11 protein-coding genes are annotated in these 13,609 nt (G+C 66.7%); all 11 read right to left on the reverse strand.

Annotated features, from left to right (window positions below):
• Window positions 1-3: 3 nt before the first annotated feature.
• Genes AC1DUN_RS01755 through rsmH form a run of 11 tightly spaced genes read right to left on the reverse strand, consistent with a single transcriptional unit; the run spans window position 4 to window position 13,609 of the window.
• Window positions 4-981: a D-alanine--D-alanine ligase gene (locus tag AC1DUN_RS01755; RefSeq protein ID WP_477712437.1), complete on the reverse strand. Its 978-nt coding sequence runs from the start codon at window positions 979-981 to the stop codon at window positions 4-6.
• On the reverse strand, window positions 978-2,387 hold the full coding sequence (gene murC / locus AC1DUN_RS01760) for a UDP-N-acetylmuramate--L-alanine ligase (protein WP_477712438.1): 1,410 nt from the start codon (window positions 2,385-2,387) through the stop codon (window positions 978-980). The genes AC1DUN_RS01755 and murC overlap by 4 nt, the downstream gene beginning before the upstream one ends.
• Window positions 2,384-3,466: an undecaprenyldiphospho-muramoylpentapeptide beta-N-acetylglucosaminyltransferase gene (gene murG / locus AC1DUN_RS01765; RefSeq protein ID WP_477712439.1), complete on the reverse strand. Its 1,083-nt coding sequence runs from the start codon at window positions 3,464-3,466 to the stop codon at window positions 2,384-2,386. Before murG ends, murC begins: the two co-directional genes overlap by 4 nt.
• The gene (gene ftsW, locus AC1DUN_RS01770) at window positions 3,463-4,731 is read right to left on the reverse strand and encodes a putative lipid II flippase FtsW (RefSeq protein ID WP_074576195.1); all 1,269 of its coding nucleotides are present in this window, start codon (window positions 4,729-4,731) and stop codon (window positions 3,463-3,465) included. The genes murG and ftsW overlap by 4 nt, the downstream gene beginning before the upstream one ends.
• Window positions 4,728-6,557, reverse strand: coding sequence for a UDP-N-acetylmuramoyl-L-alanine--D-glutamate ligase (gene murD / locus AC1DUN_RS01775; protein WP_477712440.1), 1,830 nt, complete (start codon window positions 6,555-6,557; stop codon window positions 4,728-4,730). Before murD ends, ftsW begins: the two co-directional genes overlap by 4 nt.
• Before the next feature lie 6 nt (window positions 6,558-6,563).
• Window positions 6,564-7,742, reverse strand: a complete 1,179-nt coding sequence (mraY, locus tag AC1DUN_RS01780) for a phospho-N-acetylmuramoyl-pentapeptide-transferase (protein ID WP_477712441.1) — start codon at window positions 7,740-7,742, stop codon at window positions 6,564-6,566.
• Entirely contained in the window at window positions 7,732-9,132 is a 1,401-nt protein-coding gene (locus AC1DUN_RS01785) for a UDP-N-acetylmuramoyl-tripeptide--D-alanyl-D-alanine ligase (RefSeq protein ID WP_477712442.1), read from the reverse strand. Before AC1DUN_RS01785 ends, mraY begins: the two co-directional genes overlap by 11 nt.
• Window positions 9,129-10,622 (reverse strand): UDP-N-acetylmuramoyl-L-alanyl-D-glutamate--2,6-diaminopimelate ligase, encoded by a 1,494-nt coding sequence (locus tag AC1DUN_RS01790; RefSeq protein WP_477712443.1) that lies wholly within the window; start codon window positions 10,620-10,622, stop codon window positions 9,129-9,131. Before AC1DUN_RS01790 ends, AC1DUN_RS01785 begins: the two co-directional genes overlap by 4 nt.
• On the reverse strand, window positions 10,619-12,352 hold the full coding sequence (locus tag AC1DUN_RS01795) for a peptidoglycan D,D-transpeptidase FtsI family protein (protein WP_477712444.1): 1,734 nt from the start codon (window positions 12,350-12,352) through the stop codon (window positions 10,619-10,621). Before AC1DUN_RS01795 ends, AC1DUN_RS01790 begins: the two co-directional genes overlap by 4 nt.
• Window positions 12,349-12,675, reverse strand: a complete 327-nt coding sequence (ftsL, locus tag AC1DUN_RS01800; protein ID WP_477712445.1) for a cell division protein FtsL — start codon at window positions 12,673-12,675, stop codon at window positions 12,349-12,351. The genes AC1DUN_RS01795 and ftsL overlap by 4 nt, the downstream gene beginning before the upstream one ends.
• Window positions 12,676-12,691: 16 nt before the next feature.
• On the reverse strand, window positions 12,692-13,609 hold the full coding sequence (gene rsmH, locus AC1DUN_RS01805; protein ID WP_477712446.1) for a 16S rRNA (cytosine(1402)-N(4))-methyltransferase RsmH: 918 nt from the start codon (window positions 13,607-13,609) through the stop codon (window positions 12,692-12,694).

A 13,609-nucleotide genomic window follows, 5' to 3' on the forward strand; every position in this document is an offset into this window, starting at 1 on the left:
GCTTCAAGTGGCGCCTCCCCCCTGTTTCTGGTGGTCCAGCGTGGCGGTCTTGAGCACCTCGACGCACAGGTCTTCATACGAGATGCCGGCCGCGCGCGCGGACATGGGCACCAGCGAGTGGCCCGTCATGCCTGGCGAGGTGTTGATCTCCAGCAGGTAGGGTTTGCGCGTGGCCTTGTCTATCATCACGTCGGCGCGCGCCCAGCCGCGGCAATTGAGGATGCGGAAAGCGTCCAGCACCAGCTGCTGGATGACGGTCTCTTCGCCTTCGGGAAGCCCGCAGGGCACCAGGTACTGCGTGGTGTCGGTGAAATACTTGTTCTGGTAGTCGTAGTTGCCGTCCGGCGCGACGATGCGTATCACCGGCAGCGCATGCGCGCCGGCGCCGGTGCCCAGCACCGGGCAGGTCACTTCGTCGCCGCTGATGAACTGCTCGCACAGCACGTCGGCATCGAGTTTTTCGGCCTGCGCCACGGCCTCGGCCATGCCTTCGCGGCGGGTGACCTTGGTCAGGCCTATGGAAGAACCCTCGCGCGCGGGTTTGACGATGAGCGGCAGCCCGAGCGCATCGGGCACGGCGGCGATGTCGGCCGCACTGTAGGCGCCGCGGCGCAGCAAACGGTACTGGGGCGTCGGCAAGCCTTCGGAAATCATCACGCGCTTGGTCATGACCTTGTCGATGGCCATACTGGAGGCCATGACGCCCGAGCCGGTGTAGGGAATGCCCAGAAGTTCCAGCGCGCCCTGTACCGTGCCGTCTTCGCCGAAGCGGCCGTGCAGGGCGATGAAGCAGCGCGCAAAGCCTTCTTTTTTGAGCTCGGCGAGGTCGCGCTCCGCCGGGTCAAAGCCATGGGCGTCCACGCCACGCGAACGCAGCGCCTTGAGCACGCCGCTGCCCGACATCAGCGAGACTTCGCGTTCAGCCGAAGCGCCGCCCATGAGGACGGCGACCTTGCCGAAATTGGGAGAGTTCTGTTTCATGCCCGCGTTCCTTCCAGCATCTCGGCCACCCTGGCGGGCACCTGGCCTATGGAGCCGGCGCCCATGCACATCACCACGTCGCCGCCCAGGGCGTTGTCCACAATCGCCTGCGGCATGGCCTCGATCTCGTCCACAAAGACAGGCTCGACCTTGCCGGCCACGCGCAGCGCGCGCGCCAGCGAACGGCCGTCGGCCGCGACGATGGGCGGCTCGCCGGCGGCATACACCTCGGACAGCAGCACGGCGTCGGCCTGGCCTATGACCTTGACGAAATCCTCAAAGCAGTCGCGCGTGCGCGTGTAGCGGTGCGGCTGGAAGGCCAGCACCAGGCGGCGACCCGGAAAGGCGCCGCGCGCGGCGGCCAGCGTCGCGGCCATCTCGACCGGGTGGTGGCCGTAGTCCTCGATCACGGTGAACTGCCCGCCGTCCTTGGCCGGCATGTCGCCATAGCTCTGGAAGCGCCGGCCCACGCCGCGGAAATCCGCCAGCGCTTTTTGCACCGCCGCGTCGGGCACATTGAGCTCGACCGCGACGGCGATCGCCGACAGCGCGTTGAGCACGTTGTGCTCGCCCGCCAGGTTAAGCACCACTTCCAGGTCGGGCAGGGTGACGCCGTTGCGCCGCTGCGCCGTGAAATGCATTTGCGCGCCCACTGGCCGCACGTTGACGGCGCGCACCTGCGCGTCCTCGCCGAAGCCGTAGCTGGTGATCGGGCAGGATACCTGGGGCACGATATCGCGCACGGCGGGGTCGTCGGTGCACAGGATGGCCGTGCCGTAAAACGGCATGCGGTGCAGGAAGTCGACAAAAGCCTTTTTGAGGTTGCCGAAGTCGTGGCCGTAGGTCTCCATGTGGTCGGCGTCGATGTTGGTGACAACGGCCATTACCGGCAGCAGGTTCAGGAAGGAGGCGTCCGACTCGTCGGCCTCGACCACGATGTAGTCGCCCGAGCCGAGCTTGGCATTGGCGCCCGCGCTGTTCAGGCGCCCGCCGATCACAAAGGTCGGGTCCAGGCCGCCTTCGGCCAGCACGCTGGCCACCAGGCTGGTGGTGGTGGTCTTGCCGTGCGTGCCCGCAATGGCGATGCCTTGCTTCAGGCGCATCAGCTCGGCCAGCATCAGCGCGCGCGGCACCACGGGAATGCGTTTTTCACGCGCCGCCAGCACCTCGGGGTTGTCGGGCTGCACCGCGGTGGATGTCACCACCGCGTCGACCATGGCGAGGTTGCCCGCGGCATGGCCGACAAAGGTCTTGATGCCGAGTTTTGCCAGGCGCTGCAAAGTGGCGCTGTCCGACAGGTCGGAACCGGAGATGGCGTAACCCAGGTTGTGCAGCACCTCGGCAATACCGGACATGCCGGCGCCGCCCAGGCCTATGAAGTGGATGTTTTTTATAGCGTGTTTCATTTCGCCAGTTCCTCGCAGGCAGCCACCACTCGGGCGGTGGCATCGGTTTTTTGCATGGTCTTGGCCTGAAGGGCGCGTTCCAGAAGGGTGTAGCGACTGGTGGTTTTAAGGATGTTCGCCAGCTTCTCCGGCGTGAGTTCGCGCTGCTGGATCAGCCAGCCGCCGCCCTGGTCCACCAGGAACTTCGCGTTGGCGGTCTGGTGGTCGTCAACGGCGGCGGGGAAAGGCACAAAGATCGCGGCCGCGCCCACGGCCGCGATCTCGGTCACCGTGCTGGCGCCGGCGCGGCAGATGATGAGGTCGGCATCGGCAAAAGCCTGCGCGGTGTCTTCAATAAAGGGCGTGAGTTCGGCCTGCACGCCGGCGGCCGTGTAATTGGCGCGCAGCTCGTCGATCTGCTGGGCGCCGCTCTGGTGCGTGACCTGCGGGCGCTCGCCGGCGGGAATCAGCGCCAGTGCCTTGGGCACGAGTTCATTGAGGCCGCGCGCGCCCAGGCTACCGCCCACCACCAGCAGCTTGAGCGGGCCGCCCCGGTCGGTGAAACGCTGGACCGGGCCAGGCTGGCGCGTGAAGGCCGGCCGCAGCGGGTTGCCTATCCATTCACCCTTGCGGAACACATTCGGGAAAGCCGTGAAAACGCGGTCGGCCACGCCGGCCAGCACCTTGTTGACCATGCCGGCGACCGAGTTCTGCTCATGCAGCACCAGCGGCTTGCCCAGCAGCACGCTCATCATGCCGGCCGGGAAGCTGATGTAGCCGCCCAAGCCCACCACCACGTCGGGCTTGACCCGGCGCACCACCTGTATGCTTTGCCAGAAGGCCTTGAGCAGGCGCAGCGGCAGCAACACCAGCGTCGCCGGCCCTCTGCCGCGCACGCCGGAAAAATCGATGTACTCGAACGCGAAGCCGCGCGGCGGCACCAGCTGGCTCTCCATGCTGGGCCGGCTTGCGCTGCCCAGGCCACCCAGCCAGTGCACGCGCCAGCCGCGCTCGCGCAGGGCCTCGGCCACGGCCAGGCCCGGGAAGATGTGGCCGCCGGTTCCGCCGGCCATCACAAGAGCGCAGTGTTGCTTGCTCATGCGCGGCCTCCCCTCATGAGGGTGCGATTCTCGTAGTCAATCCTCAGCACCACCGCCAGCGCCACCAGGTTCATCAAGATGGCCGAGCCGCCGTAACTCATCAAGGGCAGCGTCAAGCCCTTGGTCGGCAAGGCGCCCAGGTTCACGCCGATGTTGATGAAGGTCTGGAAACCCATCCAGATGCCCACGCCCTGCGCGACCAGGCCGGCGAAGAGGCGGTCCAGCGCGATCGACTGGCGGCCTATGTGCATGATGCGGCGCGTCATCCACATGAAAAGGCCTATCACCGCCAGCACGCCGAGCAGGCCGAACTCCTCGCCGATCACGGCCATCAGGAAGTCGGTGTGCGCCTCGGGCAGCCAGTGCAGCTTTTCAATGCTGCCGCCCAGGCCCACGCCGAAGATCTCGCCGCGGCCGAAGGCGATCAGCGAATGGGAGAGCTGGTAGCCCTTGCCCATGGAATATTTGTCGCTCCAGGGATCGAGGTAGGCAAAAATCCGCTCGCGCCGCCATTCGCTGAGCATCACCATCAGGCTGAAGGCCACCACCACCACGGCCGCGATGACAAAAAACATGCGCGCATTGACGCCGCCCAGGAACAGGATACCCATGGCGATGACGGAGATCACCATGAAGGCGCCCATGTCGGGCTCGGCCAGCAGCAGCAGGCCGACGATGGCGATGGCAATCGCCATGGGCATGACGGCGCGGAAGAAGCGCTCCTTGACTTCCATCTTGCGCACCATGTAGTCGGCCGCATAAAGCAGCACCGCGAACTTCGCGAGTTCCGAGGGCTGAAAATTCATGATGCCCAGCGAGATCCAGCGGCGGGCGCCGTTGACGCCCTTGCCGATGAAGGGCACCAGCACCAGGATCAGCAGCAGCAGGGAGACCACGAACAGCCAGGGCGCGAGCTTCTCCCAGGTCGCGAGCGGCACCTGGAAGGCCAGCACGGCGGCGATGAAGGCAACGACCAGCGACAGCATATGGCGCACCACAAAATGGGTGTGGGCATAACGCGCGAACTTGGGGTTGTCGGGCATGGCCACGGAGGCCGAATACACCATGACCAGGCCCCACATCAACAAAGCCACCGTGACCCAGAGCAGCGCCTGGTCAAAGCCAGCCATGCGCACGGGCGGCGCCGCCAGCGTGCGCGACAGGCTCTGCCCGCCCAGGCGCACCGGCAGCACGTCGGCCGCGGCTTTGCCGAAGCCGGAGAACCAGCCCGAGAACCGGCCGGAAAGGCGCGCGGCAGCCGTCACAGCACCTCCCCCTGGTCGCGGGCCAACGCCTGCACCGCATCGCAAAAGACGCGCGCGCGGTGCTCGTAGTTGTCGAACATGTCAAAGCTGGCGCAGGCCGGCGACATCAACACGGCGTCGCCGGTCTGCGCCTGCTGCGCCGCCAGGGTGACGGCCTCTTCCATGGAAGCGGCATCGAACGTCGGAATATTGCGCGGCAGGACGTCCTTGATCAGGGGCGCGTCGCGCCCTATCAGCACCACGGCCCGCACATGGCGCTGCACGGGGTCGGCCAGCGGCGAGAAATCCTGCCCTTTACCTTCGCCGCCCAGGATGAGCACCAGCTTGCGCTCCAGGCCCAGCCCCGTGAGCGCCGCCACGGTGGCGCCCACATTGGTGCCCTTGCTGTCGTCGAAGTACTCGACGTCCTTGACCACGGCCACCGATTCCACGCGGTGCGGCTCGCCGCGGTATTCGCGCAGGCCGTGCAGCATGGGCGCCAGGGTACAGCCCGCGGCCACGGCCAGGCCCAGCGCCGCCAGGGCGTTGGTGGCGTTGTGCCGCCCGCGTATGCGCAAGGCCTCGATGGGCATCAGGCGCTGCACGTGCAGTTCCACCTCTTCGTCCTTGCGGCGCTTGATGGTTTCGTCGGCCTCGGCCGCGCGCACCAGCCAGGTCATGCCGTTGACGGTCTCAATGCCGTAGTCGCCGGGCCGCTGCGGCTCGCCGGCGCCGAAGGTGGCATGGGGGCGCAGCTGCGGCGCTTTCAGGCGCACCTTGACGGGCGGCGGCAGCATGGCCATCACGCGCGGGTCGTCGCGGTTGAGCAGCATGAAGGTGCTGTTGCCGAACACCTTGGCCTTGGCCGCGACGTAAGCGTCCATGTCGCCGTGCCAGTCGAGGTGGTCCTGCGTGATATTGAGCACCACGGCGGCCGTCGGCTCAAAGCCCTGCACGTCGGCCAGCTGGAAGCTGGACAGCTCCAGCACCCAGACCTGCGGCAGGGTTTGCGCATCCATGTGGCCCGACAGCGTGTCCAGCAGCGTCGGGCCTATATTGCCCGCCACGGCCACGGTCTTGCCGGCGCGCTGCACCAGCTGGCCCAGCAGCGAAGTCACGGTGGTCTTGCCGTTGGTGCCGGTGATGGCCAGCACCGCCGGCCGGTAACCCGGCTCGGGCTCGGCCTGGGCCAACGCCAGCAGGGCGGGCAGCGCTGATTCTTCGCCGGCTTCATCCGGGGCCGGCACGGCGTCCGCGCCAAGCGCTACGCTGGCTTCATGCGTGTCGCCCAAAGCCTCGGCTGCCAGGGCGGCCTCGCCTTCAGGCACATCCGCTACCTCGGCAGCCTCAACAGGCGGTGCGCTTTCATCAAACGCCTCGGCCGCTTCGGGCATGGCAGGCACATCGGCGGCATCAGGCGAGGGGGCCTCGGCTGGCACCTCGGGGGATGCAGGCGATTCGGCGGGTGCTTCGGCCGCTTCGGCAACTTCAGCGGCCGGCGGCTCGCGCAGATCCGCCAAGGCCCGCGCGAACAAATCCAGCTCGCCGCCCACGGGCAGACCCATGGCGCGCGCGGCATCAGCCACCGGGGCGATGGTCGCGGGCGCCAGGCCGGGCGAGCGGTAGACGGCGCGCACGGCCGTGCCCTGCACCAGCTCGGGCGTGAAAGCGCCGCCGACAAAAGCGACGCCCGGCAGCTCCTCGCGCAGCGTGGCCAGCAAGGGGGGCGCTTCGCGCGTGTCGGCGACCGTTACATGCGCCCCATGGCGGGCGCACCAGCGCGCCATGGCCAGGCCGGACGCGCCCAGCCCCAGGATCAATACGGTTTGGTCTTGTAAATGCCGCATGCCTGTTTACCTGAGCTTCAAGGTGGAAAGGCCGATGAGGCACAGCAGCATGGTGATGATCCAGAAACGGACCACCACCTGGGTTTCTTTCCAGCCGCTTTTCTCGAAGTGATGGTGCAGCGGCGCCATCTTGAGGATGCGCCGGCCTTCGCCGTAGCGCTTCTTGGTGTACTTGAACCAGGTCACCTGCATCATCACGGAGAGCGCCTCCACGACGAAGATGCCGCCCATGATGGCCAGCACGATTTCCTGGCGCACGATGACGGCGATGGTGCCCAGCGCGGCGCCCAGGGCCAGCGCGCCCACGTCGCCCATGAAAACCTGGGCCGGGTGCGTGTTGAACCACAGGAAGGCCAGGCCGGCACCCGCCATGGCCGAGCAGAAGATCAGCAGTTCGCCGGAGCCGGGGATGTGCGGGAAAAACAGGTATTTGGAATAGACCGAGCTGCCGGTGACATAGGCGAACACGCCCAGCGCCGAGCCCACCATGACCACCGGCATGATGGCCAGGCCGTCCAGGCCGTCGGTCAGGTTGACGGCATTGCTGGAGCCCACGATCACGAGATAGGTCAGGATCACAAAACCGAAAACGCCCAGCGGGTAGCTGATTTCTTTCACAAAGGGCACCAGCAGGCCGGCCTTGGGCGGCAGGTTCACGTCAAAGCCCGACTGCACCCAGCTGAAGAACAGTTCGAGCACGCGCAGGTTGGAGCTCTCGGAAATGCTGAACACCAGGTACAGCGCAGCGACCAGGCCGATCAGGGACTGCCAGAGGTATTTCTCGCGCGAGCGCATGCCTTCCGGGTCCTTGAGCACCACTTTGCGCCAGTCGTCCGCCCAGCCGATGGCGCCGAAGCCCAAGGTGACGATGAGAACGATCCAGACAAAGCGGTTGGACAGGTCGAACCACAGCAGTGTGGAAATGCCTATGGCCAGCAGGATCAGCACGCCGCCCATGGTGGGTGTGCCGCTCTTGCTCAAATGCGTTTGCATGGCGTACTGGCGTATGGGCTGGCCGATCTTGAGCGACACCAGGCGCCGGATCACAAAAGGCCCGGCGAGCAGGCCGATGAGCAGCGCCGTGAGCGCGGCCATGACGGCGCGGAAAGTCAGGTACTGGAACACCCGGAAGAACCCGAACTCGGGCGAAATCGACTGGAGCCATTGGGCCAGGCTAAGCAGCATGGGGCCCTCCCTTGTTTTGGTAATGTGTTTGATCTGCGTGGGCCGTGATGGCCTGGACCACACGTTCCATCTTCATGAAGCGCGAGCCCTTGACCAGCACGCTGCCGGTGTGGGGCAGCTCAGCCAGCACGGCGGTGGCGAGTTCGTCCATGCCGGCAAAAACCTGCGCGCCGCCGAAAGCGGCCGCCGCCTGTCTGGATTGCTCGCCCAGGGTGAAAAGCTTTTCAATGCCCAGCGCGCGCGCATGGCGTCCAGCCTCATCATGGAACTGCGGCCCCTGGTCGCCGACCTCGCCCATGTCGCCCATCACCATCAGGCGCGGGCCGGGCAGTTCGGCCAGGACCTCCAGCGCGGCGCGCATGGAATCGGGATTGGCGTTGTAGCTGTCGTCAACCAGCGTCAGCACCCGGCCCGGCAGGGCCACGGCAATGGCGCGCGAGCGGCCCTTGACCGGCACAAAGGCCGAAAGGCCCGCGCAGATGGCGGCCAGCGGCACACCGGCCGCCAGCGCGCACGCTGTGGCGGCCAGCGCGTTCTTGACGTTGTGCCGGCCGGCGATGTGCAGCGAAAATTCCGCCGCACCGGCCGGCGTGGCGGCGGCCACTTTCCAGCAGCCGTTCTCCCATTGCGCGCTGCCGGTGACATCGGCGGCCCCCGAGAGCGCGAAAGTCAGCACCTTGCGCTGGCCCACAAGTTCGCGCCACAGCGGGGTGTAATCGTCGTCCGCCGGGAAGACCGCCGTACCGGCCGTATCCAGCGACTCGAACACCGAGCCGTTTTCACGCGCCACCGCTTCCACCGTGGCCATGAATTCCAGGTGTTCGCGCTGCGCGTTGTTGACCAGCGCGACGGTGGGCCTGCTCAGTTCGGCCAGGTAGGCGATCTCGCCGGGATGGTTCATGCCGAGCTCGACCACACCCGCCTCGTGCGCGGCCGACAGGCGCAGCAGCGTGAGCGGCACGCCGATGTCGTTGTTGAGGTTGCCTTCGGTGGCGAAGGCCTTGTCGGCTTTCCAGGCGCGCAGTATCGAGGCGATCATCTGCGTGACGGTGGTTTTGCCGTTGCTGCCTGTGACCGCCACCAGCGGCAGGCGGAACTGCGAGCGCCAGCCCGCGGCCAGCCGCCCCAGTGCCAGGCGCGTGTCGGCCACTTCCAGCCCCGGCAGGCCGGCCTCTGCCAGCCCATGGTGGGCAATCGCCGCGACAGCGCCTTGCGCCTTGGCCTGGGCGAGGAAATCATGCGCGTCGAAACGTTCGCCCTTGAGCGCCACAAACAGGTCGCCGGCCTGCAGGCTGCGCGTGTCGGTGTTGACGCGCAAGGCCTGCACGCCGGCATCGCCCACCAACCGGGCACCGGGCAGCCAGTCAAGGGCTTGCTGCAGGCGCATCATGGCCGGCCTCCTTGCGGCGCGGCGGCCAGGGCATCGAGCGCCGCCTGCGCATGTTCGCGGTCGGAGAAAGGCAGCTTGGCGCCGCCGATTTCCTGAAAACTTTCGTGGCCCTTGCCCGCCAGCAGCACCACGTCGTCGGGACCGGCCAGGCTCAAGGCGTGCGTGATGGCTGCCGCCCGGTCGGCCTGCACATGCACGGCGTCGCGGTGGCTCAGGCCCAGCAGCACCTGGCAGATGATGGCCAGCGGGTTCTCGCTGCGCGGGTTGTCGCTGGTGACCACCACCTGGTCGGCATTTTTTTCGGCCACGGCCGCCATCAGCGGGCGCTTGGTGGCATCGCGGTCGCCGCCGCAGCCGAACACGCACCAGAGCTGGCCGCCACGGCGCGCCGCCGCCGGCCGCAGCGCCAGCAGCACTTTCTCGAGCGCGTCGGGCGTGTGGGCGTAATCGATGACCACCAGCGGCCGGCCCGGTACGGCCAGGGTCTCGGTGCGGCCGGGCACCGGCAGCAGGTCGGTGCAGGCCTTCACCGCGTCGGCCAGCGGCACCCCCATGGCGCGCAGGGCTCCCAGCACGCCCAGCAGGTTGGACACGTTGTACTGGCCCACCAGCCGCGTGGCCAGCATATAACTTTCGGCGCCCTCGGCCACTTCAAAGCTCAGGCCGTCGCTGCCGTGCGTTATCTTGCGCGCCTGCAGGCGGGCCGGGCCCGTGCAGGAGACGGTCCAGAGATCCAGGTCGCTGCCGGCCAGGGAGTCCTTGAGTTCATCGCCCTTGGCGTCGTCGATATTGATGACCGCCGCCTTCAGGCCGGGCCAGCCGAACAGCGCGGCCTTGGCCTCCCAGTAGGCCTCCATGGAGGCGTGGTAGTCGAGGTGGTCCTGCGTGAAATTGGTGAAGATGGCGACCTCGATGGCGGTCGCGTCCAGGCGGTGCTCGACCACGCCTATGGAGGAAGCCTCCAGCGCGCAGGCGACAAAACCCTGGTCGGCGAAACGCCGCAATTCCTGCTGCAGCAACACCGGGTCGGGCGTGGTCAGGCCGTTGGAGACCATGGCACCGGGCTCGCCCGTGCCCAGCGTGCCGATGAGGCCGCATTTGCGCCCCAGGCGGCCCTGGGCCTGCGCCAGCCACCAGGCGGTGGAGGTCTTGCCGTTGGTGCCGGTGACGGCGCAAATGCGCAGCTGCCGGCTGGGCTCATTGAAATAAGCCGCGGCGATAGGGCCGGTGGCGGCCTTGAGGCCGGCATATTCCGCGACCTTGGCATCCTGGAAACCGTAGGCCGCCGCGCCCTCCCGCTCGACCAGGCAGGCAAGGGCGCCCGCTTCCAGCGCGGCCCCCACGAATCTGCGCCCATCGGTGGCGGCGCCGGGCCAGGCGATAAAACCGTCGCCCCGGGCGAGCTTGCGGCTGTCCGTGCGCAGGCTGCCGCTCACGCGCTCGCGCAGCCAGCCGGCGGCCTGCTCAGGGGTGTGCAGCTGCGTGCTCAAAACGACTCCTCCACAGCCTGGGTGGTGATTTGCGGCTTGACGCTCATGTCGGGCTGCACGCCCATCATGCGCAGGGTCTGCTGCACGACCTCGCTGAAAACGGGCGCGGCGGCCACGCCGCCGAAGTAGTTGCCGTCGCTGGGCTCGTCGATCATCACGCCGACGATGATGCGCGGGGCCTCTATGGGCGCCATGCCGGTGAACCAGGCGCGGTATTTGTTGGTGGCATAACCTTTGCCGACCTGCTTGTGCGCGGTTCCCGACTTGCCGCCCACCGAATAGCCGACTGTTTGCGCCAGCGGGCCGGTGCCGCCGGGGGCGGCGGCCATCTGCAGCATGCGGCGAACGGCATGCGCATTGGCTGCGGAAAAAACCTGCACGCCCACCGCGGGCTCGCTGCTCTTGAGCATGGTGACGGGAATGATCTGGCCGTCGTGCGCGAACGCGGTGTAGGAGTGCGCCATCTGGAACAGCGAGGCCGACAGGCCGTAGCCGTAGGCCATGGTCGCCTGCTCGACGGGACGCCAGGTCTTCCAGGGCCGCACACGCCCCGTGACCGCGCCGGGGAACTGGATCTGCGGTTTTTGCCCGTAACCCAGCGCCATGTAGGTTTCCCACATTTCCTGCGGGCTCATCTTCTGGGCGATCTTTAGCGCCCCGACGTTGCTGGATTTCTGGATGACGCCCTCTACCGTCAGCGTCCCGTAGTTGTGGGTGTCGCTGATGGTGAAGCCGCCCAGGCTGTAGCGGCCGGGACCGGTTTCGATGATGGTTTGCGGCTTGATGCGCCCGGCTTCCAGCGCCATGGCCACCGTGATCGGCTTCATCGTGGAGCCGGGTTCGAAGGTGTCGGTGAGGGCCCGGTTGCGCAATTGCTCGCCGGTCAGGTTTTTCCGCCTGTCGGGCACGTAACTGGGATAGTTCACCAGCGCCAGCACCTCGCCGGTGGTGGAGTCGAGCACCACAACGCTGCCGGCCTTGGCCTTGCGCGCGATGACCGCGTCGCGCAGCTTCTGGTAGGCGAAGAACTGCACCTTGCTGTCTATGCTCAGCTGGATGTCCTTGCCTTCGACGGGAGGCATCTGCTCGCCGACGTCCTCCACGACACGGCCCAGGCGGTCCTTGATCACGCGGCGCGAACCGGCCTTGCCCGCCAGGTCCTTGTTGAAGGCCAGCTCAATGCCTTCCTGGCCGCGGTCCTCGACGTTGGTAAAGCCCACCACGTGGGCCGTGGTTTCACCTTCGGGATACTGGCGCTTGTATTCCTTGCGCTGGTAAATGCCCTTGATGCCGATGGCGTGGATTTTTTGCGCCACCGGTTCGTCGACCTGGCGCTTGAGCCAGACAAAGGTCTTGTCCTCGTCGCCCAGCTTCTTGTTGACGTCCGCCAGCGGCATTTCCAGCAGCGTGGCCAGCTCGGCAAGCTGCGCCTTGCTGGCCTGGACGTCCTCGGGAATGGCCCAGATGCTAGAGGCCGGCACGCTGGACGCGAGGATCAGCCCGTTGCGGTCCAGGATGCGGCCGCGGTTGGCGGGCAGCTCCAGCGTGCGGGCAAAACGCACCTCGCCCTGCTTCTGGAAGAACTCATTGCCGAAAATCTGGATGTAGGCCGCCCGGCCGGCCAGCCCGGCAAAGGCCAGCGCGATGCCAGCCACGATGAACTTGCTGCGCCAGACCGGTGTCTTGCTGGCCAGCAGGGGGCTGGATGAATAAAGCACGCTGCGGCTCATGGCTTGTTGCCTTCCGGTGCCGAGGCCGCAATGGCAGCAGTCGCCGCAGCGGCCGGGGCGTCCTTGTAGGTCACGTACTGGGTGATGGCGGGCGTCACCGTGCGCATCTGCAAGCGCTCCTTGGCCAGCTTCTCGACCTTCAGGGGCGTGGCCTGGGCGCGCTTTTCCACCTGCAGGCGCTCGTTGTCCATTTCGATTTTCCGCGCCTCGGCCGTTGCCTTCTCAAGCTCGACATAAAGGCGGCGCGACTCGTACTGGGTGCGCACGAGGTACAGCGCGCTGGCCAATACCGCCAGAAGAAGAATGAGGTTCAGCCTGGCCATGACTGTGCTCCGGCTTTCATACGGCCACCTCGGTGCGTTCGGCAACGCGCATCACGGCGCTGCGCGAGCGCGGGTTGCCTTCGACCTCTTGCTCGCTGGGCTTGGTGCGTCCCAGGGCCTTGAGCTGCATGGCCTTGGGTTCGGCGAAAGGCGCGCGGCGGTCGAACACCTCGCGCGAATGCGCGGCGATGAACTGTTTGACGATGCGGTCTTCGAGCGAATGAAAACTGATCACCACCAGACGGCCTCCCGGTCGGAGAACTTTCAGCGACGCGGCTAGCGCCTGTTGCAGCTCTTCAAGCTCGGCGTTGATGAAAATCCGAAGAGCCTGAAATGTGCGCGTTGCAGGGTCCTTGCCCGGCTCGCGGGTTTTGACCGCGCCAGCCACGACTTCGGCCAGCTCAGCGGTGGTTCGAAGAGGGCCCCGTTCCTGTCGGCGACGATCAATCGCCTTTGCAATCTGTTGAGCAAACCGTTCTTCGCCATATTCACGAATCACCTCCGCCATGGTTTCTATGGATGCATCCACCAGCCACTCGGCCACGCTCTGGCCACGCGTGGTGTCCATGCGCATGTCCAGCGGCCCCTCCTGCCGAAACGAAAATCCGCGCACCGGATTGTCGATCTGCGGCGAGCTCACGCCCAGGTCCATCAGTACGCCGGCCGCGCTGGCGGCGGGCAACTGGCCCAGTTGCATGAAACCCTCGTGGCGGATGGAAAAGCGCGGGTCGGTGATGGTCTGCGCCTCGGCGATGGCGTCGAGGTCTTTGTCGAAGGCGGTGAGCCGCCCTTGGGGCGAGAGTTGCGACAGCAACAGCCGTGAATGGCCGCCGCGCCCGAAGGTCGCGTCGACGTAGTGGCCGTCCGGGTTGACAAGAAGCGCCGCTATGGCTTCGTTCAACAGGACGGTACGGTGTATCCATGTGCCGTTCAC

It is taken from the genome of Polaromonas sp. P4_F6 (assembly GCF_056401275.1).

Excerpts from the sequence above, each read along its gene's own strand:
- AC1DUN_RS01755 (WP_477712437.1), bottom strand. The coding sequence starts at position 981 with ATGAAACAGAACTCTCCCAATTTCGGCAAGGTCGCCGTCCTCATGGGC.
- murC (WP_477712438.1), bottom strand. The coding sequence starts at position 2,387 with ATGAAACACGCTATAAAAAACATCCACTTCATAGGCCTGGGCGGCGCC.
- murG (WP_477712439.1), bottom strand. The coding sequence starts at position 3,466 with ATGAGCAAGCAACACTGCGCTCTTGTGATGGCCGGCGGAACCGGCGGC.
- murD (WP_477712440.1), bottom strand. The coding sequence starts at position 6,557 with ATGCGGCATTTACAAGACCAAACCGTATTGATCCTGGGGCTGGGCGCG.
- mraY (WP_477712441.1), bottom strand. The coding sequence starts at position 7,742 with ATGCTGCTTAGCCTGGCCCAATGGCTCCAGTCGATTTCGCCCGAGTTC.
- AC1DUN_RS01785 (WP_477712442.1), bottom strand. The coding sequence starts at position 9,132 with ATGATGCGCCTGCAGCAAGCCCTTGACTGGCTGCCCGGTGCCCGGTTG.
- AC1DUN_RS01795 (WP_477712444.1), bottom strand. The coding sequence starts at position 12,352 with ATGAGCCGCAGCGTGCTTTATTCATCCAGCCCCCTGCTGGCCAGCAAG.
- ftsL (WP_477712445.1), bottom strand. The coding sequence starts at position 12,675 with ATGGCCAGGCTGAACCTCATTCTTCTTCTGGCGGTATTGGCCAGCGCG.